Annotated in this window: 22 protein-coding genes and 1 tRNA gene; 14 read left to right on the forward strand and 9 right to left on the reverse strand. The window is 50.1% G+C overall.

Going from position 1 to position 23,468, the window contains the following annotated elements:
• The first annotated feature begins 68 nt into the window (after positions 1-68).
• Both B0I18_RS00690 and B0I18_RS00695 read left to right on the forward strand, forming a co-directional pair.
• The gene (locus B0I18_RS00690; RefSeq protein ID WP_106520729.1) at positions 69-1,349 is read left to right on the forward strand and encodes an O-antigen ligase family protein; all 1,281 of its coding nucleotides are present in this window, start codon (positions 69-71) and stop codon (positions 1,347-1,349) included.
• Positions 1,346-2,611, forward strand: a complete 1,266-nt coding sequence (locus tag B0I18_RS00695) for an O-antigen ligase family protein (RefSeq protein WP_106520730.1) — start codon at positions 1,346-1,348, stop codon at positions 2,609-2,611. The genes B0I18_RS00690 and B0I18_RS00695 overlap by 4 nt, the downstream gene beginning before the upstream one ends.
• Here B0I18_RS00695 and B0I18_RS00700 read toward each other — a convergent pair.
• Entirely contained in the window at positions 2,603-3,523 is a 921-nt protein-coding gene (locus B0I18_RS00700; protein WP_106520731.1) for a hypothetical protein, read from the reverse strand. The two genes, B0I18_RS00695 and B0I18_RS00700, sit on opposite strands and share 9 nt — an antisense overlap.
• A gap of 60 nt (positions 3,524-3,583) precedes the next feature.
• Here B0I18_RS00700 and B0I18_RS00705 point away from each other — a divergent pair, with 60 nt between their 5' ends.
• The 3 genes from B0I18_RS00705 (at position 3,584) to B0I18_RS00715 (ending at position 5,512) form a co-directional block, all read left to right on the forward strand.
• A complete protein-coding gene (locus B0I18_RS00705) occupies positions 3,584-4,327 on the forward strand; it encodes a 3'-5' exonuclease (RefSeq protein ID WP_106520732.1) in 744 nt (247 codons plus the stop codon).
• A gap of 25 nt (positions 4,328-4,352) precedes the next feature.
• Complete coding sequence (gene holA / locus B0I18_RS00710) at positions 4,353-5,348, forward strand: DNA polymerase III subunit delta (RefSeq protein WP_181358279.1); 996 nt, start codon at positions 4,353-4,355, stop codon at positions 5,346-5,348.
• Between the two features lie 90 nt (positions 5,349-5,438).
• Positions 5,439-5,512, forward strand: a tRNA-Ala gene (locus tag B0I18_RS00715).
• A 1,376-nt stretch (positions 5,513-6,888) separates the two neighbouring features.
• On the opposite strand, the gene B0I18_RS00725 is transcribed toward B0I18_RS00715, so the two are convergent.
• The gene (locus B0I18_RS00725; protein WP_106520735.1) at positions 6,889-7,335 is read right to left on the reverse strand and encodes a GNAT family N-acetyltransferase; all 447 of its coding nucleotides are present in this window, start codon (positions 7,333-7,335) and stop codon (positions 6,889-6,891) included.
• A gap of 89 nt (positions 7,336-7,424) precedes the next feature.
• Between B0I18_RS00725 and B0I18_RS00730 the strand changes: the two genes are divergently transcribed.
• The gene (locus tag B0I18_RS00730) at positions 7,425-8,906 is read left to right on the forward strand and encodes an aminotransferase-like domain-containing protein (protein WP_106520736.1); all 1,482 of its coding nucleotides are present in this window, start codon (positions 7,425-7,427) and stop codon (positions 8,904-8,906) included.
• A 137-nt stretch (positions 8,907-9,043) separates the two neighbouring features.
• Here B0I18_RS00730 and B0I18_RS00735 read toward each other — a convergent pair whose 3' ends face one another.
• From B0I18_RS00735 to B0I18_RS00745, 4 genes are all read right to left on the reverse strand, one after another.
• Positions 9,044-9,379 carry a T9SS type A sorting domain-containing protein gene (locus B0I18_RS00735; protein WP_181358280.1) on the reverse strand — a complete coding sequence of 112 codons (336 nt, stop codon included), beginning with the start codon at positions 9,377-9,379 and terminating at the stop codon, positions 9,044-9,046.
• Positions 9,333-9,539, reverse strand: a complete 207-nt coding sequence (locus tag B0I18_RS25010; RefSeq protein ID WP_181358281.1) for a hypothetical protein — start codon at positions 9,537-9,539, stop codon at positions 9,333-9,335. The genes B0I18_RS00735 and B0I18_RS25010 overlap by 47 nt, the downstream gene beginning before the upstream one ends.
• A 114-nt stretch (positions 9,540-9,653) precedes the next feature.
• A complete protein-coding gene (locus B0I18_RS00740) occupies positions 9,654-12,629 on the reverse strand; it encodes a ligand-binding sensor domain-containing protein (protein WP_106520738.1) in 2,976 nt (991 codons plus the stop codon).
• A 62-nt stretch (positions 12,630-12,691) separates the two neighbouring features.
• Positions 12,692-13,300, reverse strand: a complete 609-nt coding sequence (locus B0I18_RS00745; RefSeq protein ID WP_106520739.1) for a fumarylacetoacetate hydrolase family protein — start codon at positions 13,298-13,300, stop codon at positions 12,692-12,694.
• Between the two features lie 102 nt (positions 13,301-13,402).
• Between B0I18_RS00745 and B0I18_RS00750 the strand changes: the two genes are divergently transcribed.
• Both B0I18_RS00750 and B0I18_RS00755 read left to right on the forward strand, forming a co-directional pair.
• Positions 13,403-13,789, forward strand: coding sequence for an acyl-CoA thioesterase (locus B0I18_RS00750; RefSeq protein ID WP_219905892.1), 387 nt, complete (start codon positions 13,403-13,405; stop codon positions 13,787-13,789).
• Between the two features lie 95 nt (positions 13,790-13,884).
• Entirely contained in the window at positions 13,885-15,138 is a 1,254-nt protein-coding gene (locus B0I18_RS00755) for an aminotransferase class I/II-fold pyridoxal phosphate-dependent enzyme (protein ID WP_106520741.1), read from the forward strand.
• A 68-nt stretch (positions 15,139-15,206) separates the two neighbouring features.
• Here B0I18_RS00755 and gldC read toward each other — a convergent pair whose 3' ends face one another.
• The 3 genes from gldC to lptB form a co-directional block, all read right to left on the reverse strand.
• Entirely contained in the window at positions 15,207-15,557 is a 351-nt protein-coding gene (gene gldC, locus B0I18_RS00760) for a gliding motility protein GldC (RefSeq protein ID WP_106520742.1), read from the reverse strand.
• Between the two features lie 74 nt (positions 15,558-15,631).
• Positions 15,632-16,438, reverse strand: a complete 807-nt coding sequence (locus B0I18_RS00765; RefSeq protein WP_106520743.1) for an NHL repeat-containing protein — start codon at positions 16,436-16,438, stop codon at positions 15,632-15,634.
• Positions 16,439-16,470: 32 nt separating this feature from the next.
• The gene (gene lptB / locus B0I18_RS00770) at positions 16,471-17,568 is read right to left on the reverse strand and encodes an LPS export ABC transporter ATP-binding protein (RefSeq protein ID WP_245882022.1); all 1,098 of its coding nucleotides are present in this window, start codon (positions 17,566-17,568) and stop codon (positions 16,471-16,473) included.
• Between the two features lie 183 nt (positions 17,569-17,751).
• On the opposite strand from lptB, the gene B0I18_RS00775 reads away from it, so the two are divergent.
• From B0I18_RS00775 to B0I18_RS00800, 6 genes are all read left to right on the forward strand, one after another.
• Positions 17,752-19,818: a dipeptidyl-peptidase 3 family protein gene (locus tag B0I18_RS00775; protein ID WP_219905893.1), complete on the forward strand. Its 2,067-nt coding sequence runs from the start codon at positions 17,752-17,754 to the stop codon at positions 19,816-19,818.
• Positions 19,819-20,135: 317 nt separating this feature from the next.
• Positions 20,136-20,531 (forward strand): NADH-quinone oxidoreductase subunit A, encoded by a 396-nt coding sequence (locus tag B0I18_RS00780; RefSeq protein ID WP_106520745.1) that lies wholly within the window; start codon positions 20,136-20,138, stop codon positions 20,529-20,531.
• A 107-nt stretch (positions 20,532-20,638) separates the two neighbouring features.
• Positions 20,639-20,986 (forward strand): four helix bundle protein, encoded by a 348-nt coding sequence (locus tag B0I18_RS00785; RefSeq protein ID WP_106520746.1) that lies wholly within the window; start codon positions 20,639-20,641, stop codon positions 20,984-20,986.
• 55 nt (positions 20,987-21,041) lie between these two features.
• The gene (locus B0I18_RS00790; protein WP_106520747.1) at positions 21,042-21,608 is read left to right on the forward strand and encodes an NADH-quinone oxidoreductase subunit B; all 567 of its coding nucleotides are present in this window, start codon (positions 21,042-21,044) and stop codon (positions 21,606-21,608) included.
• A gap of 58 nt (positions 21,609-21,666) precedes the next feature.
• Positions 21,667-22,164: an NADH-quinone oxidoreductase subunit C gene (locus B0I18_RS00795; protein ID WP_106520748.1), complete on the forward strand. Its 498-nt coding sequence runs from the start codon at positions 21,667-21,669 to the stop codon at positions 22,162-22,164.
• A 47-nt stretch (positions 22,165-22,211) separates the two neighbouring features.
• Positions 22,212-23,426 (forward strand): NADH-quinone oxidoreductase subunit D, encoded by a 1,215-nt coding sequence (locus B0I18_RS00800; protein WP_106520749.1) that lies wholly within the window; start codon positions 22,212-22,214, stop codon positions 23,424-23,426.
• Positions 23,427-23,468 lie beyond the last annotated feature (42 nt).

A 23,468-nucleotide genomic window follows, 5' to 3' on the forward strand; every position in this document is an offset into this window, starting at 1 on the left:
GGCATAGTAGCATACAGCGAAAATTTAACGTACTTTGCCCTCAATTATTATTATTTGCAGCGCTCTGAATGAATATTACCCATTACCCATCGGCTACCCGGGGAGAAAAGGCTTATGAGTGGATAGCCTGTATCTGTTGCCTCGGCATGATCGCAGGTTTATTCTTTTCGAGGGCCATACTTTCCCTCTCCATGTTTATCATGTTGCTGAATGCCCTGCAACCTGCCCGGGTACGCGACAACTGGCAGATATGGAAGCAAAACAGGTTTGCGCTTTTTGCCGCCCTGTTTTTCGGTACCTACCTGGTTTCCGGGTTGTGGAGCGGGGACAAAGACTTCTGGTGGGCGGCCACACTCAACAAGTTGCCCTTCCTGGTGCTGCCCTTTGCCTTTACCTCCGCACCCTTACATAAGGAATACTACCGGCGCGTGGTCATTACCGGTATTGTGCTGATGCAACTTGGCGTAGTGACCTACAGCCTGGCCTGCCTGGCGCTTAACCCCGACTACTACCTTTCGGGGTACAGTTTTTCCAACCCCTTGCCCACCACCAAGTATAACGACCATATCCGGTTTAGCCTCTCACTGGTCCTGTCCCTGCTGATGTGTTTCTTCCTGCTTTTCGAAAAACAGGAGCGCCCATTGCCCCGGTGGCTGCGTTATTTACTTAGCGGCTGTTGCCTGCTCTTTATAGGCTACCTGCATATCCTGGCCGCTAAAACGGGCCTGGTATGCCTGTACTTCCTGCTGGCTGCTTACATTATCGTTAAGTTATATAAACGGCACAAACTGCTCACTTTTACCTTCATAGCTTTGCTCGCCCTTGTTCCGGTAGTGTCTTATTTTACGGTCAATACCTTCCAGACCAAGGTTAAATATGTACTTTATGAAATCGAGAAATCGAAGCGGGAACAACGGTACGATTATACCCTGAGCGATGCGGGGCGTATGATTACCTACGACATCGGCGCCAAAGCGCTGGCTGCGCACCCGCTGGCCGGCACCGGTGCGGGCGACCTGATGCACGTAATGCGGGAGGGCTACGCGGCCTACTACCCCGAGGTGAGCGCCGACCAGCAATACGGCCCCATCAACCAGTTTATGTATACTGCGCTCAGCGTAGGTATACCGCTAAGCCTCATTCTTTGCGCCATGGTCTTTGCACCGCTGTTTGTTGCCGTGCCCGGCAGGCTGTACCTTATTATTACGACCCTGTTGCTCTGGATCGCCATTATGGTGGAAGCTATGCTTGAAGTACAATTTGGTGTATTTACTTATTTATTTTTTGTACTTTTCTGGCTATCAGCACTCGCTAACAAACCAATACAGCCGAAGAATTCAAGACTATGACAACATCCACAACGCAAAAGATCACGAGGTACTGGCCGCTCCGGGTACAGGAATACCTGGCCTGTGTGTGCTGTATCGGCATGGTAGCCGGCATGCTGTTTTCCAGGGGACTGCTATCCGTATCCATGATCGTTATGGTGCTGAATGCGCTGCACCCCGCCACCCTGCAGGAAAGCTGGGCACGTTGCCGCGGCAACCGGTTTGCGCTGTTCAGTCTTTTATTTTTCCTGTCTTATGCCGTATCCGGCTTCTGGAGCCAGGATATCGGTAACTGGTCGCGGATCCTGCAGATCAAACTCCCCTTCTTGTTCCTGCCCTTTGCTTTTATCAATGCGCCGCTGCACGAGGTAAGGCTGCAACGTTATACTATTTACGGCATCCTGCTCACCCTGCTCGGCGGCATGGTCTACAGCATTTCCTTCCTCGTTGCCGACCCCGGTTATTTCAGCGTCAATCCACACCTGCCCTCTCCGCTCGAGGGCGATTATATCCGGTTCACGATTGCCCTCGTACTCGGGCTTCACCTGATCTTTTACCTGTTTTCGGAGAAGAACTCCTTCTTGCTGAAAGGCGCAGAAAAGGCGCTGCTGGTGTTGTGGAGCGTAGCGGCCATAGCCTATATCCATATACAGGCGGCCAAATCGGGTATGCTGTGCCTGTACCTGCTGATCATCATATACATCGTTGCCCGGTACATCAGGAAAAGACCGGGACTGGGTTTTGCCTTTCTCTTCCTGCTGGGCGCAGCTTCTATTATCGGTGGTATGACGATACCTTCTATTAAAAGCCAGGTAAAGAATATCGTGAAGGAACAGAAAATGTGGGAAAGCAATAATACGGCTCAATTTAATAACGCCTCCTCTTTTGTACCGCGGCTCATCTCGTACAAGGTGGCGCTGGAACTGATCAGGGATCAGCCCTTGACCGGCGTGGGCACCGGCGATGTAAAAGCAGAAATAGACAAAAAGTACAAAGCCGAATACCCGGGCATGAGCGAATACTTCCGGCTTATCCCGCATAACCAGTTTATATTTACGGCGCTGGTAGTCGGCATCCCGTTGTCCTTACTATTGGTCCTGCTGGTTTTTGCGCCATTGATGCGGCAAACCAGGAACGTGTATACCGTAGCTACGCTTATGATCATGTTTGTGGGGCTCAGTATAGAACCCATGCTGGAAGTACAGAACGGTGTTTTCGTATACCTGTTTTTTACGCTTTTCTGGATGGCGGTATTTAAACGCGATACACAAACCTTACCTTAGGCTTACCGAACCTTTACCGATAAGATAGCCTTCGTGGTAGATCTCGACGGTATAAGCGCCCTTTTCATATTCGGCGCTTTGCTGCCAGTCTACATTGATGTCCTTAACCGGGAGGTCGGCCTGCAGGCTTACGTTCTTGGATACGGAGAAGAATTTGGATTGTCCCTGTGCTGTTTTAAAACTGCCGGAGCCTAAGGCTGCATTACTCAGCAGTTCACCATCGGGATTAATGATGCAGATCTTAAGTTCTTTAACGCCGCTCTCCGCGATCCTGTTTTCATCGATATCAAAAGTAACGCGCAGCAGGTCTACCCTTTTTGCCTTGGTCGTTTCTTTTTCCTTGCGGCCACCCTTGCGCAGGTCGATAGCGGTCATACGGATATTGGAAGCATGTAATACTTTAGCCAGGTTTACTTTTTCCTGCAGGGCGCTGTTATTGGTTACCACCGAATCGCGTTCTACAGTAAGCTGTGTATTTTTTTCCTTGAGGACAACAATCTGTTTTTCGTAATCGGCGATCCTTACGTTCAGTTTGCGGATAAGGCCGCGCGCTTCGTTAAATTCTTTTTCTGTTGCGTTGGATTTAGCCAGTATCTCCTGTATCCTTGCCTTGGTTTTAGCCAGTTCGGAGTTTTTGGCCTTCAGCTGGTTGTCCAGTTGTGCATTCTTACCGGTAAGGTCGTCCAGCCGGGCCAGCGAAGCGTTGTATTCATTCTGCAAAGCTTCTTTGGAAGAAGAGACTTGTTTAAGCTCCTGCGTTACTACTGATTTCTCTTTCGTAACATTGTTTTTTTGCAGGAACAGGTAAACATTGGTTCCCAGCAATAATACAATGATAACAGCATAGATCCAGGTATTGTTACGCTTGTTACGCATGGGCTGTTCCGTCGTCTCCGGCTTAGCATCTTCCATTATGCTTCAATTTATTTTTTTTAAATTTGAGTAGGCAAATTACAAAACAAATATAGGCTTATGATTACGCAAAAGATAAATGACAGCATATATTTTCACAAAACATTAATTATTGATATTGAAACAGTACCGCTTAGCGGGGATTGGCATGAATTACCCGAAGCCCTGCAAAAGCACTGGCTTCATAAATCGGGATTCCTGTCGCTTAATGAAGCCGAAAAAACCGACCCTGCTTATGCCTTCCGCAACCGGGCCGGTATATATGCCGAGTTTGGAAAGATCGTATGCATTGGTATGGGTTTTATTACAAAACAGGACGAAAAACATGTGATACGGCTTAAATCTATATGTAATGATAATGAGCAGGCCCTGCTGCAGGAGTTCTGCGATACGCTGCACTCCTTCGAAAGGCAACATAAAGACGTGCTGTTATGCGGCCATAACATAAAAGAGTTCGACATTCCCTACATTTGCCGCCGGTTACTGATCAACAATATGCCCCTGCCCCGTACCCTGGATCTTGCCGGCTTAAAACCCTGGCAGGTAGTACACCAGGATACGCTTGAGCTCTGGCGGTTTGGCGATCATAAACATTATACATCGCTCGACCTGATCGCGCTGGTGCTGGGGCTGCCCTCTTCCAAATCGGATATAGACGGCAGCATGGTAGGAGAAGTGTACTGGCAAAACGGCGACCTGGAACGGATTGCCGCCTATTGTCTTAAGGACATCTATACTACCGCCCTGGTATACCTGCGCCTGAAAGGCTGCAAAGATATTTATCCCGAAGCCGTATATGCCTGAGCCCGCAGGCCCGGCGCCACAGCTTATGAAGACATTTTCACAAATCCTGCAGGATCTGCAAAAACAACAATACGCTCCCGTTTACCTGCTCGACGGGGAGGAGCCTTATTATATCGACCTGCTGCTGCATCATTTCGAAGAAAAGATACTGCAACCCGAAGAACGCGACTTTAACCTGATTACATTATATGGTAAGGAAAGCGAATGGAAGGATGTCGTGAATGCGGCCCGCAGGTTCCCGATGTTTGCCGAGCGCATGGTGGTGATCCTGAAGGAAGCCAGCCAGATGAAGGACCTTAACGAACTGGACGGTTATATCGCCAACCCCTCGCCTACCACGATACTTGTCATCGAACACCGCTTTAAAAAACTGGACGGTCGCGGCAAGCTTGCCAAAAGTGTTCCTAAAAAAGGCGTGTACTTTACCTCAGAAAAACTGAAAGACGATGAAGTACCGCAATGGGTAAGCGGTTTCGGTCAGCAGAAAGGATTGAACATCGGCGGGCAGGAAGCGGAAATGCTATCGGTATACCTGGGTAACGACCTGCAGAAAATCGCCAATGAACTGGAGAAGATCTGCATCAACGAACCGGAACTGAAACAACTGAGTGTAGAACATATCGAAAAATATATCGGCGTAAGCCGCGAGTACAATGTATTCGATCTGCCGGACGTGATCTTCCGGGCCGACCATCATAAGCTGGCCCGTATGATCAGCTACTTCAGCGCCAACCCGAAAGCGGCGCCCATGGCGTTGGTAATCGGTACCTTCTATGGCTACCTCAACAAACTGTTTCTTTGTTATTTCAGCAAGGCCGATTTCCAGGCCGATCGTAAAATGGGTATCTGGTCGCATCACCGCAAAGCCGCGCAACACTTCAGCCTGCCGCATATCCACAGGAGCATCGCGCTGCTCGAAGAATTCAGTCATAAGATGGTGGGGATCGGCAATGTACATAACGACAGCGCCCTGCTGAAAGAGATGACCGGTAAGCTGAATAATATTCTTTACGGGCATTAAAAAAAATTTCGGAAAACTTTTGGAAATTGATCGCGATTTGTTTTACATTTGCACTCCTTCCGGAAAAGAAGGACAGTTCTTATCAATCGCGGGGGATTAGCTCAGCTGGCTAGAGCGCTTGCATGGCATGCAAGAGGTCATCGGTTCGACTCCGTTATCCTCCACAACTTAAAAGCACCTATGATCTCCATAGGTGCTTTTTTATTTTGTATGTTTTCCCGTTGGGACCAGATCAAGATGCCTTGTACGGATCAAGCGGAATTCCTGTGGGATTAATAAAAAGCCTTGTTCTTAAATCGAATCATCATTTGCCAAACACTTTACTTCTTAACAATTCGTAGTGTCTCGTTACGAATTTATCTGGCCTGGCAGCTAATACTATTTGCAGCGGTGGAATACGAGTTTTTTTCTCGCGGCGATGCGGCGACGCAGCGAACGGGTGCATATTGGTCGTAACACCTGGCACCTGGCCACCTACCGCGTAGGCATGCTACGTTCAACACTCGTTACATACACTGCCGGGACGTCAAGCCAGGAAAAAACCGAACATATCGACCTTTAGAAAAAGGGCGTTAATAAACCGCGTAGCGCTCATGAGCACCAACAGGACAATAAAAAATACAGCGAATAAATGCTGCAGGACGCCGTATAAAAAGAAATACAGTTGCCAAAGCCTGGCCCTGTACTTTAGTTCGTTCGTCATTCCTTCGTCCATTTTTTACTACTGCCCGGGCTTATTTCTTTTTAGGCATACAAGGCATTTTTAGCAATTTTCTACAGTCTTGATTTTTGCTTCTTTGTATTAAGACAAAGAAGAATAAAAAAACAGAATAAGTATACCGGGGCCCACCAACTTTTCCGCTTGATCCCCAAAAAGTACAAAGAAACATTTTAGGCCCGATAAATCGATTCGTCTAATCTGTCCCTATTTTATGGTCTCGCTGCGGCGCGGCGAGACCATAAAATTCAGGGGAGCACATTCGCCCGCCAGGACCTGGCATGGTCAGGCTCGATTTTGGATGTCCCCGCAGGGTCTCCTGCAAAGGGACCCTGCGGAAGGCAGGCAACAACAGCAGTAAATAGCATCAAATGCGTATCCCTACCGACCAGATAAACTGCCACCCACCCGCAACGTCCCTTACAGTAGCCGTTGCGACGAAAATCGGCCGACCTGTTTGAGGGCCCACGGTGACCGCCACGAGACTATAAAATTCAGGGGAGCACATTCGCCCGCCAGGACCTGGTATGGTCAGGCTCGATTTTGGATGTCCCCGCAGGGTCTCCTGCAAAGGGACCCTGCGGAAGGCAGGCAACAACAGCAGTAAATAGCATCAAATGCGTATCCCTACCAACCAGATAAACTGCCACCCACCCGCAACGTCCCTTACAGTAGCCGTTGCGACGAAAATTGGCCGACCTGTTTGAGGGCCCACGGTGACCGCCACGAGACTATAAAATTCACGGGAGCACATTCACCCGCCAGGACCTGGTATGGTCAGGCTCGTTTTTTAATACTCCCCTAAATTGCGCCTGGCCTGGATTACCGCCACCAATGGTAATAGTTGTGCAATCCATCGTATGCAAAACCACAACGCGGGTAAAGCCGGTTACCGATATCATTTATCTTCTCGGTTTCGAGCATCAGGCCACAAGCGCCGGTTTCGGTGCACCATTGCTTGCTGCGGTCGATCAGGGCCACCGAAAGTCCTTTACCCCGGTGATCGGGGTGTACAAACAGATCGCTGAGCAACCATTGCAGGTCCAGCTTTACATAGTGATACAGGGCATACAATTGCACAAAACCAACGGCCTCATCGTCCGCATATACCAGGAAGATATGCGACTGCTCCTGCCGCAGCCGGTCGGCTATAAATTGCTTACACCTGTCATAGTCGCTGCTTTGCCGGTAAAAAATGCGGTACAGGTTGAACAGGGTAGCCGCTGCTTCCAGATTATCCAGGCCTGCTTTTTTAATCGTGTAGTTCATTTCGGAAAAATTGTTTTGAATGAGGCCGCAAATTATCCGCAAGCTGGACTACTTTTATAGTCCAGTTTTAAGATAAAAGGTAGTCCAATATGTTTCCTTTCGAAAATGTAATTGTCCTGGATAAAACAAGCCGGCAACCCGTTTACCGGCAGATTGCCCATTGCCTGATCCAGGCGATCAGGAGCGGCACACTCAAAGCAGGCGCCCACCTGCCCGGCAGCCGCGAATTGGCGCAGAGCCTGGGGGTACACCGTAAAACGGTACTTGCTGCCTATGAAGAGCTGGACCGCCAGGACTGGATCACGATCATACCCAGGAAGTATACCGCGGTATCCGACCGTATCCCTTTATTGAAACCACGCCCCTGGAACCAGGCCGCACGGCCACCGGGATATGCACGGGACCTTGCCTTACCATTCAGCACGATAGCGGGTAACCCGGCCGTTGCAGATAGCGTGCCCGGTATACTTATCGACGACGGGCATCCGGATGTACGGTTATCACCCATCGACCATTTGCTAAAAACCTACCGGGCGCTTACCGCGCGCAAACACCGGGTTAAAAACGCTGCAACCGGCACCGCGCAAGGCATTCAGCCGCTTCGCGACATACTCGCCGCTTACCTGTCGGAAACACGCGGTCTTAGCCTTACCGCCGACAACCTGCTGATCACACATGGCGCACAGATGAGTATTTACCTCGCTGCTAACCTGTTGCTCCACCCCTCCTCGGTAATGATTACCGGCAGGCCGGGCTACCCCGCAGCCCGGCAAACATTCGAAGCCACAGGGGCCAAAGTAATCGAGGTACCGGTAGACGATAACGGTATCGATACCGATGCGATCGAAGCTGTTTGTAAAAAGAAAAAAGTAACTGCGGTATATGTCATTCCCCACCATCACTACCCCACTACGGTAACCTTAAGCGTGGAACGGAGAATGAAATTGCTGGAACTATCCGGTAAGTATTCGTTTGCGATTATCGAAGACGATTACGATTACGACTACCATTATACCGCCGCGCCCTACTTGCCCCTGGCCAGTGCCGCGCACGATGGCCAGGTTATTTACACGGGCTCCTTCTCCAAGATGCTGGACCCATCGCTGCGGATCGGCTTTATGGTGGCGCCGGCCAATTTTATCAGGCAGTGCACCGCCCTGCGCCAGCTTATCGATGTAGGCGGCGACGGCTATATGCAATACGCATTGTCGATACTGATCAGGGAAGGCGAACTGAAAAGGCACCTGAAAAAGGCGAAGAAATGTTACCACCAACGGCTCAACTTTTTAGATACCTTGCTGAAAGCACGGCTGGGAGCCTATCTCGACTATACGTTGCCCGGGGGTGGCATGGCAATATGGATAAAGCTGAAACCCGGCTACCCGGTCGACAGGCTGCTGGAGTGCCCACAACTGCGGCTACTCGGGGCAGACCGCGGGCAGCAGGCCTTCCGCTTTGGCTTTGCCGCTATGAATGAACAGGAGCTGGAGCAGGCCGTGGACCTGCTACACAGCATATTGCGAACTATAAAAGCACCTCATAAAAAAGGAGCAGCCAGGGACCGGCACTAGCGGCCCGAACAGCGCTATTACACTACCGAGCGCCGGCAATGGCGCGGCTAAGGGACAGCCACTATCGGGGCATATACATAAAGCGCGTCCCGGCACAAGGGTACCGGAACGCGCGCTGCAAGCGGTTTATATACGGGTTAACGCTTTAAGACTTTAAAATGCTCCAGGAGGCCGGTACCGTTTACCGTTACGAGGTACATACCGGCAGGCGCGGCGGGCATTGCCACATCGGCACTAAAGGTATTGCCGCTAACCGGCAGCGAGGTGGTTTGCAGGCACCGACCGCTGATATCGTAAATGGCAATATCGGCTTTACTGCCCGTGCTGTAGTTCAATCCCATCGAAGGCATATTGACCTGTATGGCAGCAGTACTGCCTGCACGCAGCTCGGCATATCCGCCCGGTACGGTGTAGAAATCATTGTCCTTAGCTGTTGTAAGGATAGCGGCACCAACGGTTGCGCATGTTGACAAAGAGTTCGTCGCGAACATCGTAGATAGCCGGACGGGGGAGTACGGCATTTTCGACATAGCGTTTATTATCGCCTATTTCCCGGCACAACATATTTGTTTTCCTGTTGCCGTCGCATTGTTCTTCCGCAACGCCGTCAACCATCAGCAAGGGGTTACGCACATTCAGGGGTCCCCTGTTATAACGGCATACATTGTCGTAACCCTCATCACTAAAGCGGGATACCGGTAATCACATCAAAAGGGGTATACGCAAGCCCGGATCAGGGAGGAAGCATCAATATATTTTCAGCAACAGGCGCAATAGCGTACCACGCCCGGGAACACTGTCGCAGCTCAGCTCGCCGCCGATCCGTTTGGCGCGGTTATTCATATTGCCGAGCCCGTTGCCTTTACCAGTGACCGAGGTATCGAAACCTTTGCCATTATCGAGCAATTCGAATACAAGCAATTCGCCCTGGCGGCTTACCTTAAGCGCAATGCGGGTAGCCTCGCCATGCTTCAGGCTATTGGTGATCGCCTCTTTAAAGATCATGATCATGTTGCGGCTGTAATCGATGGGCAATTTAATATGGGTATCGGACAGGGTATCCTGCTCGAAGTCGAATTGTATATCCGAATCCTGCAGCATCTCCTCGGCATTCTGCCTTATCCGCAGGATAATCTCCTCGAGGTAATCACTCTGGGGTTGCAGCGACCAGATAATATCTTTCGACCCGTTGTAAAGCGAGGTTACATTGGCCTGTATCTGGCCCAGTATACCCTTTACTTCCGGGCTGGAGGCAGGCAGCTTGCCGGTAGCGATGGTAGCCAGCAGGTTGATCCGGGTCAGTTTATTGCCGATCTCATCGTGAAAATCTTCGGCGGTCTTCTGGCGTACACGCGCCTGCTCCTCTTCGCGCAAACGGTCCTCCCACCTGCGCCGCAGCTCTTTCTGATGATTGCGGTAGTAAACAACCGCCAGGAAAATGCCGATCAGCAGGAAGGCAATGCCCAGCCTGAAATACCAGGTGGTATAATAAGGCGCATTGATGATAAAGGGGTAACTGACCACATTGCTGTGCCAGTTGCCGGCAGCATCGGAAGCCCATACCTTAAACACATAACTGCCAGGCGGCAGGTTGGGATATACAACGGTATTCTGGTTGGTTTCGGTAAAGGTTTTATCTGCGCCCATAAGCTGGTAGCGATACCGCACCTTTTCGGGGCTCGACAGGAATACACCTTTAAAACTGAAGGTTAGGTGGTTTTGCGAAGGCGGAAACACAGGATGCAAAGGCAGGTCGCTGAAAGGCAGGGTACTATCGGCGTATTTCTGCTCCGGTATATCTTTCGAGAAAAGCTTTACCCCCTGCAGCACCACGCGGGGCGCATGTTCGGGGGCCGCCGAGGTATAGGGGTTAAAGCGGAACAGGCCTCTTGTCGTGCCAAACCAGAGATAACCTTCCCGGTCTTCGAAAGAGGCATTGGCATTATTTTCCACCCCGAGCAATCCATCCGACTTACCGAAGCTGCGAATCTTCATACCCTTATCGGTAAACGAAATTTTATCGATCCCGCAACCCGTGCCTACCCATATGCTACCGTCCTTATCCCGGAGCAGGCTGTATACATAATCGCAGCTAAGCCCTCTTTTCTGATCGATATTACTGAGCTGGTGCGTGCCCCGGTTCCAAAGCACTACACCACGGTCGTCAGTACCGATATACACGTACCGGTTGTCTGCCGCCAGGCACAGCGTGGTCGTATTATCCAGCAAGGGTTGCGGCAGCAGTTTACGGGTATCCGTCCGGTAGAGGTACACGCCTTTACGCGTGCCGAGCAGCATAGAGTCGGTACCGATCATCAGCGTGGCATAAATCTCGCGGGCCTTGGGCAAGGGGTCGTACAGGATGGAATCGCCGGCCAGGTGGTACAAGCCGTTAACCGAGGATATCCAAAGTGTGCCCTCGTATTGGTACAGGTAGGTAATGTTGCGCGGTATCACCTTATTACGTGCTACGAAGGGCCGGGTGCTGCGCCCGTCGAGGTACCAGAGGCCGGCGCGCTGGGTACCGATCCAGAGCCTTCCGAAAGTATCGACCTGCAGGCTGTTTACACCCGATGCATAAGCGGGTATCGGCACCGGCTCCACGTTACTGTTGTTGCCGAGGCGATACAGGCCGGCATTACTGCTGGCCAGGTATATACTGCCGTCCTTGTATTGGGCCATGCTCATTACACTGGGCGAGGCCAGGCCGCTGGCCCTGTCGTAATAGGTAAAGAGGCTGCCGGTGTAGGAAAAAATACCGGAGCCGTTGGTACCGATCCAGATATTGCCTTCCGCATCTTCAAAAAAATGGGTAACGTTATCGTCCGTCAACCCGTTATCATAGTTGTAGTGAATCCATTTACTGTTGCTGTACACCCAGGCGCCGCCATCCGAAAGCGACAGCCATATAATGCCGCGGCGGTCTTCGTACATGGTATTGAAGAAACCGTTTGCCGGCAAGCCTTTCAGGAATTCGGGGTAACGCAGCTGGCCTTTGTCTACCGCCAGCGGGCCACGGCTCGTATTACAATACAAGGTACCCGAATAAGCGCCGAAGCTCATATCGGCTATCACCAGATCGGGCTCGTGCTGCAGGTCTATTTCTTTTTTCCATCCCTGGCCGTTCCATACAAAAATGCCTTTACCCGGGTTTACCACCCAGGCCTTTTCACTTTTATCCAGGGTAATACTCAGGGTAGTTCCGATGGTGGTATCGCGTACAAACCGGCTGCCCGAAAAGCGGTACAGCTTATCATTAACGATGGTCCATACGTTGTTATACCGGTCGACAATGATCTTGCGGATTACATTTTCGCCGGCTTTAGAGGAGGGGTAATAGGTATGAAATTGTTGCCCGTTAAAAAAAGCGATCCCGTCGTTCGTACCGATCCAGGTATTTTTGTTGCGGTCGGTAGCCAGCGCCGTTATCACGTTGTTGGGCAGGCCTTTGCTTTTGTTGTAGTTAACAAAAAAGGAGCCGTCGAACACCGACAGGCCACCAAAGGTGCCGATCAGCAATTCGTTGTTCCTGTTCTGTGCAAATACAGTGGTCTGCGATTGCGCCAGGCCGTTCTCTACATTAAAGTTGACGAAGTTCTGCTTTTGCGCATACAGGGAGGATATACCAAAAAGCAGGACTAAAAAAAACAAACAACGCGTTGCTCTTTGAGTCCGGATCCGGATGCTTTCGCGTTGTTTGTTTTCGCTTGTCATTCTAGTCATTTCCGTATTACAAAATACCGGTATTCCCGGGAGTATCCTGTCCCCCTGTAGACGTTAAAAAACTACCGGATCTCTACTTCCAGCAGTTTTTCGTTGTTGAGGTAGCCCTCAAGCGAGTCGAAGGGCAACACCGCGCCTACGCCTTTTGGGGTACCGGTAAAGATAAGATCGCCGATCTGGAGTGTAAAATAGTTGGACACATAGCTGATTATTTTCTCGAAAGAGAATAACAGGTCTGAAGTATGCCCGCGCTGTACGGTTTCCTTGTTCACCATCAGGGAGAAAGAAGCGCCGTACAGTTCGCCTGGATCAAAAGGGATAAAGCGTCCTACGGCTGCAGAGTTGTCAAAACCTTTGGCAATCTCCCAGGGTAAACCTTTGGCCTTCAGTTTTGCCTGTACATCCCGGGCCGTAAAATCGATGCCAACGGTCCAGGCGTCGAAATACTGGCGGGCAAACCGTTCCGGTATCTGGCGCCCGTTTTTACACACGCGCAGCACCACTTCACATTCATATTGCAGGTTATCCGTAAACTCCGGGTAATGAATGGGGGCGCCCGGTCTGGCGATGGCAGATTTGGGCTTCATAAAAATAACAGGTTCCTCAGGCACGGGATTGTTCAGTTCTTTGGCATGTTCCGCGTAATTTCGCCCGATGCAAATAATTTTCATTGTACTTTTTTTTAAGCCCTTTTGATTATGGCGCGTGTAAAATTAATTTTTCCTTCGAAAAATCCTATTTTCAGCACAGAAATTCCTTTAAGGATCACAGATATGAATTATGGTAATCATTTAGGGAACGATGCCGTGCTCTCCCTGATGCATGACGCCAGGATGCGATTCCTGGCATCCCATAACCATACCGAACTGGAAATAGGTGGTTGCGGCCTTATTATGGCCGATGTAATGATTGCTTATAAAGGACAAGGGTATTATGGGGATTTATTAAAAATTGAACTCTTCTGCACCGAAATCAGTTCCCGGTCTTTCGACCTGATGTACAAAATTACTGCAATTCGTAATAATACTTATATAGATATTGCAGATGCAAAAACAGGAATGGTTGCTTTCGATTATACCAGCAACAAGGTTACCCTGATCCCCGCGGCTTTCCTGCAGTTGATCGACCCGCCGGCACCGCCATCCGGCGCGGCTTCCTAAGCCCCTGTTTCGTACCGTATTATTTTATTAATTTTGCCGGGTTGCCGTAATTTTCGGGATCATTCATCTTAAACACATAACAGTTCAGACTTAATATGGACATATTTGCCAAATTTCAGAAGGACAGCGGGCCCATTGGCCAGTATAAAGAACAAGCACATGAATACTTTGCCTTTCCTAAACTCGAAGGCGAGATCAGTAACCGAATGATGTTCAGGGGTAAGGAGAAAATAGTATGGAGCCTGAATAACTACCTGGGGCTTGCCAACCATCCTGAAATCCGCAAGGCAGATGCTGAAGCCGCAGCCCAATGGGGTATGGCCTACCCGATGGGCGCCCGTATGATGAGCGGTAACTCCAATTACCACGATCAGCTGGAGCGTGAATTCGCTGAATTTATCGGCAAAGAAGATGTAATGCTGCTCAACTATGGCTACCAGGGTATGTCCTCGGCCATCGACTCCCTGCTGTCGCGCCACGATGTGGTGGTATACGATGCAGAAAGCCATGCCTGTATTATCGACGGCCTGCGTATGCATATGGGCAAACGTTTCAAATTCAACCATAACGACGTAGACGATTGCGCCAAACAACTGGAACGCGCCGCCAAACTGGTAGAAGGTACACCCGGCGGTATCCTCGTGATTACCGAAGGCGTATTCGGCATGAATGGCAACCAGGGCCGTATCGCAGATATTATCGCCCTCAAGAAACGATATGACTTCCGCCTGTTCGTAGACGACGCCCACGGCTTCGGTACTATGGGTGAAAAAGGTGCGGGTATCGGCGAAGAACAAAATTGTACGGAAGGCATCGACCTGTACTTCTCTACTTTCGCTAAATCGCTTGCCGGTATCGGCGGCTTTATCGGCGGCAATAAAGACATTATCTATTACCTGCGTTATAATATGCGCTCACAGATCTTTGCCAAATCGCTGCCTATGACGATGGTGATCGGCGGTCTGAAACGCATGGAGCTGATCCGTACCCGTCCCGAACTGAAAGCCAAACTCTGGGAAAACGTGAACAAGCTGCAGAACGGCCTGCGCGAACGCGGTTTCAATATCGGCACCACCAATACCCCCGTAACCCCGGTATATATGGAAAGCGGCGTAACCGACGCTACCCAGCTGGTAGTGGACCTGCGCGAAAACTACCATATTTTCTGCTCTATGGTGATGTATCCCGTTATCCCGAAAGGACACCTGATCCTGAGGCTGATCCCTACAGCGGTACATACCGACGAAGATATCCAGATCACGCTGGATGCCTTCTCCGAAGTAAGAAACAAATTGGAAAAACAACTGTATCCCAAAGAGATACCCCAGGTAAGCAATGCACTTGCCTAAGCATTATTTATAATAAAAGGTCCGGTACAGATGATGTACCGGACCTTTTTATGTTACAGCAGTTTGCTTTATCCTTTCTGCTCTTCTTCCATCATTTTTTTATCTGCCTTTACTTTAAAGTCGCGGGCAAAAGTTTTCAGCTCGTCGGCCAGTTCGGCATTGCGGGTAGCACGGGTATAGGTATCGGCCATGGTCATCAGGGTCTGGAAGAAAAAGTCATTCATTTCATCCACCATCATTTTCTTGGTCCACAGGTCAATACGCAATGCGGTCTTCTCGTTACCGTCCCAAAGGGAAAGCAATACCCCTTTAGCGGGCGTTGCGGTATCCGAATTGTTACCGGAAGCGCTCCAGTCGATATGCTCCGGCATTTTCTCATTGTCTAGTATTACATTGATATTGATCGAATGCTTATTCATAATTTTTTATTGAATTAATGCGCAAAGGTGAGTAATTTATTGAAATTGCCCGCAGGAAATCTCTTATAAGCCCATCAGTTGTCGGGGGTAACGTAAATATCGAGCTTATTGGCATAGAGGAAATACATGCGCTTGCGCTCGATACGCACATCGACCAGGTCGGCCGTATGCGGCAGGGGTATTACTTTAAGCGACAGGCTTTTGAGATCGTAGGCATTGAGGGTATCGCCCCGGCGGTACACCAGCTGGCTGCCGAAAGCCTGCATCCGGCTTACGCCCTTTATCTCCAGGGTATTGATAAAACTGGCAAACCGGTCGAAGGTGTAAATCCCTTTCTCTGCATCGCAAAGATATACTTTGCCCTCTCTTTCAATCATACAGGTGGGCTCGGGCACCGTACCCGATTCGATACGCATATCGTTGCTGGTATTGGTGGCGTTCAGCTGATCGTCAATCTTTTTGAGCCGTGCATTATTAAAGTCGTATACCCAGATACGCCCGTCTACCGAAATGCCTACCGCGGGTGCATTAAAAATCCCGATCGTTTTCAGGTCCAGCTCGTTTTTCGGGGTCAGCATGCGGTCGAGCAGGATGATCTTCGAAAAATCGGCATAGAACAGCAGGATACGCAGTGGGTTGGTAGCGTCGATCCAGCTGAGATCGCCGTTCTGTATACTCCGGAAGTTGCCGGTGCTGTCGCCGTCCTGGCTGTACCGGATCAGCGAATTATCGCCCCGTACCAGGTACACATTACCCATCTCGTCGGTGGTCATCAGGCGGGCATCCGCCACGGGTACCGACTTCAGCAGTTCCTGGGCAGGCAATCTGCCGCAGCAAAGGGCCAGGAGGAAAAGTGGCAGTATGGCATAAATGTATTTCACGATAAAAAGTTTTTTTGACCGGGTTTGTTGTATTACGCCTCTGCCTGCAACAGCTCCAGGATAGCCTTCAGCTCCCGGTTCATGATTCCGGGATCGCTGGATAACTGCGTCGCCCGCTTCATGATGTCTTCTTTATGATGTGTCCTGGCATAATCGAGTATCGCATTCCTGGTTTCCCGCATCTGCGCGAGGTAGGCAGCCACAGCCGGATCGTTATCCTCACCGGCCCCACCATTAAATTTGCCCTGTTCTTCCAGTTCCTGATACCCGTTTATAACAGCTTCCAGCGACCGGCTCAGCGACTCCGGGGTTACCGCTGTCTTTTCGCCCTTGGCTTCATCATGCAGCCAGTCTTTACGGCGCAGTACGAAGTCGCGGCCCAGGTACAGTTTCTTTACCTGTTCGTCGGTAGCCAGGTCCTCTGCCGTACCGGCCTTCAGCAGTTTACCTTCAAACATGAGGTAAGCGCGGTCGGTGATCGACAGGGTTTCGGTTACGTTGTGGTCGGTAATGAGGATACCGATATTTTTATACTTAAGCTTGGCCACGATACCCTGGATATCTTCTACCGCGATGGGGTCGATACCGGCAAAGGGCTCATCGAGCAGGATAAATTTAGGATTAACAGCCAGGGCACGGGCTATTTCGGTACGCCGTCTTTCGCCGCCGCTCAGTACATCGCCGGGACTTTTGCGTACGTGCTGCAGGCGGAATTCGGCCAGCAGGCTTTCCAGCTTTTCCTTTTGCTGCGCGCGGGTCTGCTTCGTCATTTCCAGCACAGCGCGGATATTATCTTCCACCGACAGCTTACGGAATACCGAAGCTTCCTGGGGCAGGTAACCGATGCCCATCTGCGCCCGTTTGTACATGGGCAGCTTGGTTATGTTCTCTTCATTGAGGAATACATTGCCTTCGTCGGGCTTTACCAGGCCTACTACCATATAAAACGAGGTGGTCTTGCCGGCGCCGTTGGGCCCGAGCAACCCTACGATCTCGCCCTGCGAGACCTCGATAGAACTGTGGTTGACCACAGTACGGCCCCGGTAACGCTTGACCAGGTCTACCGTGCGGATCTTTTCTTTTATCTCTTTCAAAACTGTATGGCCGATAAGGCTTTTGGAATGCTGCAAATTTAAAAATTTAACGGATGCACCGGGCTTTTATTATTAAAGCCGGGGCCTGCACTCTGCCCCCTTCCGGGGGATATGCAGGGTCATTCCCCCCGGATGCGGTATTTTTTCCCTATTTTTAACGCCGCTTAAATCTTTACAACCATTATTTTACTGAATATGTCAAAAACCAAACTTGGAATTATGCTCCTTTCCGGCTCATTGCTTTTCTCGGCCTGCGGCGGGAATAAAAGCGGAGAACAACCCAAAGGGGAAACCCAAACCGCAGCTTCAGGCTATGATCCTAACTTTAAAGTATTGGGCGAGGCCTTTGCCGACCTGCAACTGCTGCGCTACCAGGTACCGGGCTGGAACGAACTGAGCCTGCAACAGAAAACGCTGGCTTACTACCTGTATGAAGCCGCGCTCTCGGGCCGCGATATCTATTACGACCAGGCCAATAAATATGGTCTTACCCTGCGTAAAACCATCGAAGCGGTTTATGGCACTTATAAAGGCGATAAAAACAGCGAAGACTGGAAAAAATTTGCCGAATATGCGGGCCGCGTATGGTTCAGCACCGGCAACCACCACCACTATTCCAAAGATAAATTTGTACCGGAATGCTCTTTCGAGTATTTCTCCGAATTGGTAAAGAACAGCGACCAGGGCAAACTGCCCCTCAACTCCGGCGAAACGGTCGACGCCTTCCTTACCCGTATGAAACCCGTGATCTTCGACCCGAAGTTCCAGCCTAAAATGGTGGACCTGCGGGCCGGTATCGACAATATTGCTGCATCATCCGTTAACTTCTACGAAGGTGTAACCCAGAAAGAGGTGGAAGCTTTCTATGGCAATACCGCCATGTTCGGCCACTCTGACCAGGAACCGGAATGGGGCCTCAACAGCAAAGTGGTAAAAGAAAACGGCCAGCTGGTTGAAAAAACCTGGAAAGTAGGCGGCATGTATGATGCAGCCCTGAAGAAAGTTGTGTACTGGCTGGAAAAAGCGGCCACCGTTGCCGAAAACGAACAGCAGAAGAAAGCGCTGACCCTGCTGACCGAGTACTACAAAACCGGCGACCTTAAAAAATGGGATGAATACAATATTGCCTGGGTAGCCGATACGGCCAGCCGCATCGACATCAGCCACGGCTTTATCGAAGTATACAACGACCCGATCGGTAAAAAAGGAAGCTTCGAAAGCGTATTGTCGCTGAAAGACCTGGAAACAACCAAAACGATCGCTGCGATCGCCAAGGAAGCCCAGTGGTTCGAGGACAATTCGCCGCTGATGCCCGAGCATAAGAAAAAACAGGTAAAAGGTATTACCGCTAAAGCGATCACTGTAATCGTAGAAGCGGGCGATGCTGCTCCCAGCACGCCTATCGGCATTAACCTGCCCAACTCCGACTGGTTAAGGAAAGAGCATGGCTCCAAATCCGTGTCGCTCAGCAATATCGTACACGCCTATAACGAATCCAGCGCCGGCAGCGGTATGCTCGACGAGTTTGTAGCCGATCCGGCCAAGCTGAAACGCATGAAAGAATTCGGCAACCTGGGCAGCGACCTGCATACCGATATGCACGAATGTATCGGTCACGCATCCGGCCAGATCAACCCGGGTATCGCTACGCCGGATAAAACGTTGAAAAACTATGCCTCCTGCCTGGAAGAAGCCCGTGCCGACCTGGTAGCCCTGTACTACATCATGGATCCTAAACTGGTTGAGATCAAGGTAATGCCATCGCTCGAAGTCGGTAAAGCCGAATACGACAGCTATATGATGAACGGCCTGATGACCCAGCTTACCCGTCTTAAACAAGGCGACAATATCGAGGAAGCGCACATGCGTAACCGCGCCCTGAATGCCTACTGGGTATACGAAAAAGGTAAGAAGGACAACGTAGTCGAGTTTATCAAGAAAGATGGCAAGACCTATGTACAGATCAATGATTATGAGAAACTGCGCGTACTCTTCGGCGACCTGCTGAAAGAGATCCAGCGTATCAAATCGGAAGGCGACTTCAATGCCGGTAAGAACCTCGTGGAAACTTACGGTGTAAAAGTAAACCCCGCTTTGCACAAAGAAGTGCTTGAGCGTTATGCCAAGCTGAACCTGAAAGCCTATAAAGGCTTTATCCAACCGCGCCTCGTGCCGGTAATGGATGGAGACAAGGTCACCGATGTGAAGCTGGAATACCCCACCTCATTCTACGAGCAGATGATGGAGTATGCGAAGAACTATTCGCTGCTGCCGGCTGTAAACTAAGCCCCTCAGTGTTTTGATAAAAAAGGCAGGACCCCGTGGTCCTGCCTTTTTACATTACAGCCGGGCCAAGCGGTAATTCCGGCCTAAAAGATGCACTATCAACCATCGCCGGACCTACAGAAAAAATGCAGTTTTTTTATATTAATTTTCCGGTTCTTCCCCGGCCTGATGGCGCTTGTGCCCATCCAACCGTGTCGCATAAAAGATTTAATCATACGGTCATTTTACTGCATTATTTGTGTCATAAGTTTGTAAAATCCTACAACATCACCTACTTTTGTGTGTTGGTACAATTACAAGTCGCTTAAGCAGAATTTATGAATACACTTTTTCTTGCAGCCGATGCTACAGCCAGTGCCAGTAGCTTTATGCCCGTTGCCCTGCAATTGCTGGTAGTTATTGGTTTCGTGGGCATTATCATGATTGCCTCCCATTTACTGGGTCCCAAGCGCCGTACAAGCGATAAACTGATCAACTTCGAGAGTGGTATTCCTTCTATAGGTAACGCCCGCCAGCCGATGGCTGTAAAGTACTTCCTGGTAGCGATCCTGTTTGTACTGTTCGATGTGGAAGTTATTTTCTTCTATCCTTATGCGGTCAATTTCCGCGAACTGGGTCAGGAAGGTTTCCTGGCAGTACTTATGTTTGTTGCCTTTTTCTTCTGCGGCTTTTTCTACATTATCAAGAAAGGTGCGCTGAAGTGGGAAGACTAAAGGAGTGTTGAATTTTGAATGCTGAATTTTGAATTAAGTATAAAGTGGTTTTAAGGTAGCGTGCGTTTCATGGGGGGCTTTGATGGATTTCTAATAAAAGCTTTTTTATGAAGGAAAACCTGATCCAGACCAGGACATTCAATTTTTCACTGGCAAGCATTCAACTATACAGACTTCTTACTGAAGAAAAAGAATATATAATATCAAAACAGTTGCTGCGTGCAGCGACAAGTATAGGAGCCAATGTAGTTGAGGCGGAAGCGGCACAGAGTAAGGCCGATTTCATAGCCAAAATGAGTATTGCCTCCAAAGAAGCTAGGGAGACCAGGTATTGGTTGCAACTATTAGATAAAAGTAATTTTACAAAACATGATTTGAAAATGAATCTGAATGAAGTCGATGAAATAATAAAGATTATTACCTCGATCGTCAAAACCAGCCGGGAGCGTAGCTAACCAGTTAATGACCAATTCATTCAACATTCATCATTCAACACTCAAAATTATAAAGATGCGTCCGGTTCAATATAACGAGAATAGCAAGGTTACACTGGCCGAGATACCTGAGGGGTATTCGGGAGAAGGGTTTATGGCGACTAAGTTTGACCAGGTAATTGGTCTTGCCAGGGCAAATTCGCTCTGGCCTTTGCCTTTTGCCACCTCTTGCTGCGGTATCGAATTTATGGCTACCATGGGTGCCAACTACGATCTGGCCCGTTTCGGTTCGGAGCGTATGGGCTTTACCCCGCGCCAGTGCGATATGTTGCTGGTGGCCGGTACCATTGCCAAAAAGATGGCCCCCATCCTGCGCCAGGTATACCTGCAGATGGCCGAACCCCGCTGGGTGATCGCCATTGGCGCCTGTGCCAGCAGCGGCGGTATATTCGACTCTTATCCCGTATTGCAGGGTATCGACCAGGTGATCCCGGTAGATGTATATGTACCCGGCTGTCCGCCCCGCCCGGAAGGAATCCTGGACGGCGTGCTCAAACTGCAGGAAATTGTAAAAAATGAAAGCCTGCGCCGCCGCCACAGCGATAAGTATAAAGAACTGATGGCCGGATACGGTATCCAATAACAGCAGGAACAGCAAGCATCGCTGCAGCGTTTTACCGCAGCCTTTACAAACTACGATAATGACGAACGAACATATTCAACAACGCCTTACCGCACAGTTTCCCGACCTCAGCGAATGGGAAGAGCAGTATGGTATGCTCACCTTCAGAGCCCCGGCCGCGCGTAACCTGGAAGTGGTACGCTTCCTGAATGAAGATGCGGAACTGCGGTTCGTATTCCTGACCGACCTTACCGGGGTACACTACCCCGACCGTAGCGGTGAAGAGCTGTGTGTGGTGGCCCACCTGCATAACCTGCAGGACAATGTACGGATACGCATGAAGGTATATGTACCCGTAACCCAGCCCGACACCCATAGCCTTACTTCGCTATTCGCCGGCGCCAACTGGATGGAAAGGGAAACCTACGATTTTTTCGGGATCAATTTTATCGGTCACCCGGAACTGACCCGTATCCTGAATGTCGATGAAATGGACTATTTCCCGATGCGCAAGGAATACCCGATGGAAGACCCAACCAGGATTGACAAGGACGATGAAATGTTTGGTAGAGGTTAATTTTGAACAATAATATTGCCATTGCAAACTGTCAATTGTAGCAAATAATGAGTGAACAGCATATAAAACTCGCCGAGGAATCGCTGGAGAAACAGACGACCACTATTAACGTGGGGCCTACACACCCGGCAACCCACGGCGTGTTTCAGAATATCATGGAAATAGACGGGGAACGCGTACTGAGTACAGTGCCGACCATCGGATATATCCACCGCGCCTTCGAAAAGATCGCCGAACGCCGGCCTTATTACCAGATCACCCCGCTTACAGATCGCCTTAACTATTGTTCGGCGCCCATCAACAATATCGGCTGGCACCTTACCATCGAAAAACTGGTAGGTATCGAGATCCCGAAAAGAGTACAATACCTCCGTGTGATCATCATGGAACTGGCCCGTATCGCCGATCACATCGTCTGCAACTCCGTTATCGGGGTGGATACCGGCGCCTTAACTCCCTTTACTTATGTATTCCAGTGGCGCGAAAAGATCTACGAGATCTACGAAGAGATCTGTGGCTCGCGTCTTACGACCAATATAGGCCGTATCGGCGGTTTCGAACGCAACTTTACCGCAACCGCATGGCAGAAGATCGACAGCTTTATGGAGGGGTTCCCCAAAATGCTGAAAGAGTTTGAAGCTCTCCTGGACCGCAACCGTATCTTTATGGACCGTTGCATTGGCGCAGGCCCCCTCAGCGCCGAACGCGCCCTCAGCTACAGTGTTACCGGCCCTAACCTCAGGGCTGCAGGCGTCGACTACGACGTACGTGTAGCACAACCTTACTCCGCTTACGAAGAATTTGAATTTGATATACCGGTGGGTACTACCGGCGATGTATACGACCGTTACCTGGTGCGCAATAAAGAAATGTGGGAAAGTATGCGCATTATCCGCCAGGCGCTCGAAAAGCTGAAAGGCCTCGACCCCAATGTATACCATGCCGACGTACCCGACTTCTACCTGCCGCAAAAAGCAGATGTGTATACCAAAATGGAAGCCCTGATCTACCATTTCAAGATCATTATGGGCGAAACCGACCTGCCGGCCGGCGAAGTATACCATTCGGTAGAAGGCGCCAACGGCGAACTGGGTTATTACCTGATCAGCGATGGCGGCCGTAGCCCGTACCGGCTGCACTTCCGTCGTCCCTGCTTTATCTATTACCAGGCATTCCCCGAGATCGTTTCCGGTGGCCTGCTCAGCGATGCCATCGTTACCCTGAGCTCGCTGAATGTAATCGCCGGTGAGCTGGATGCCTAATTACTAAAAATGTAAACCGTAAAAGTCGGAATGTGTTTTGAC

It is taken from the genome of Taibaiella chishuiensis, from assembly GCF_003014535.1.
Lineage (GTDB): Bacteria > Bacteroidota > Bacteroidia > Chitinophagales > Chitinophagaceae > Taibaiella > Taibaiella chishuiensis.

Excerpts from the sequence above, each read along its gene's own strand:
- B0I18_RS00690 (WP_106520729.1), top strand. The coding sequence starts at position 69 with ATGAATATTACCCATTACCCATCGGCTACCCGGGGAGAAAAGGCTTAT.
- B0I18_RS00695 (WP_106520730.1), top strand. The coding sequence starts at position 1,346 with ATGACAACATCCACAACGCAAAAGATCACGAGGTACTGGCCGCTCCGG.
- B0I18_RS00700 (WP_106520731.1), bottom strand. The coding sequence starts at position 3,523 with ATGGAAGATGCTAAGCCGGAGACGACGGAACAGCCCATGCGTAACAAG.
- B0I18_RS00705 (WP_106520732.1), top strand. The coding sequence starts at position 3,584 with ATGATTACGCAAAAGATAAATGACAGCATATATTTTCACAAAACATTA.
- holA (WP_181358279.1), top strand. The coding sequence starts at position 4,353 with ATGAAGACATTTTCACAAATCCTGCAGGATCTGCAAAAACAACAATAC.
- B0I18_RS00725 (WP_106520735.1), bottom strand. The coding sequence starts at position 7,335 with ATGAACTACACGATTAAAAAAGCAGGCCTGGATAATCTGGAAGCAGCG.
- B0I18_RS00730 (WP_106520736.1), top strand. The coding sequence starts at position 7,425 with ATGTTTCCTTTCGAAAATGTAATTGTCCTGGATAAAACAAGCCGGCAA.
- B0I18_RS00740 (WP_106520738.1), bottom strand. The coding sequence starts at position 12,629 with ATGACTAGAATGACAAGCGAAAACAAACAACGCGAAAGCATCCGGATC.
- B0I18_RS00745 (WP_106520739.1), bottom strand. The coding sequence starts at position 13,300 with ATGAAAATTATTTGCATCGGGCGAAATTACGCGGAACATGCCAAAGAA.
- B0I18_RS00750 (WP_219905892.1), top strand. The coding sequence starts at position 13,403 with ATGAATTATGGTAATCATTTAGGGAACGATGCCGTGCTCTCCCTGATG.
- B0I18_RS00755 (WP_106520741.1), top strand. The coding sequence starts at position 13,885 with ATGGACATATTTGCCAAATTTCAGAAGGACAGCGGGCCCATTGGCCAG.
- gldC (WP_106520742.1), bottom strand. The coding sequence starts at position 15,557 with ATGAATAAGCATTCGATCAATATCAATGTAATACTAGACAATGAGAAA.
- B0I18_RS00775 (WP_219905893.1), top strand. The coding sequence starts at position 17,752 with ATGCTCCTTTCCGGCTCATTGCTTTTCTCGGCCTGCGGCGGGAATAAA.
- B0I18_RS00780 (WP_106520745.1), top strand. The coding sequence starts at position 20,136 with ATGAATACACTTTTTCTTGCAGCCGATGCTACAGCCAGTGCCAGTAGC.
- B0I18_RS00785 (WP_106520746.1), top strand. The coding sequence starts at position 20,639 with ATGAAGGAAAACCTGATCCAGACCAGGACATTCAATTTTTCACTGGCA.
- B0I18_RS00790 (WP_106520747.1), top strand. The coding sequence starts at position 21,042 with ATGCGTCCGGTTCAATATAACGAGAATAGCAAGGTTACACTGGCCGAG.
- B0I18_RS00795 (WP_106520748.1), top strand. The coding sequence starts at position 21,667 with ATGACGAACGAACATATTCAACAACGCCTTACCGCACAGTTTCCCGAC.
- B0I18_RS00800 (WP_106520749.1), top strand. The coding sequence starts at position 22,212 with ATGAGTGAACAGCATATAAAACTCGCCGAGGAATCGCTGGAGAAACAG.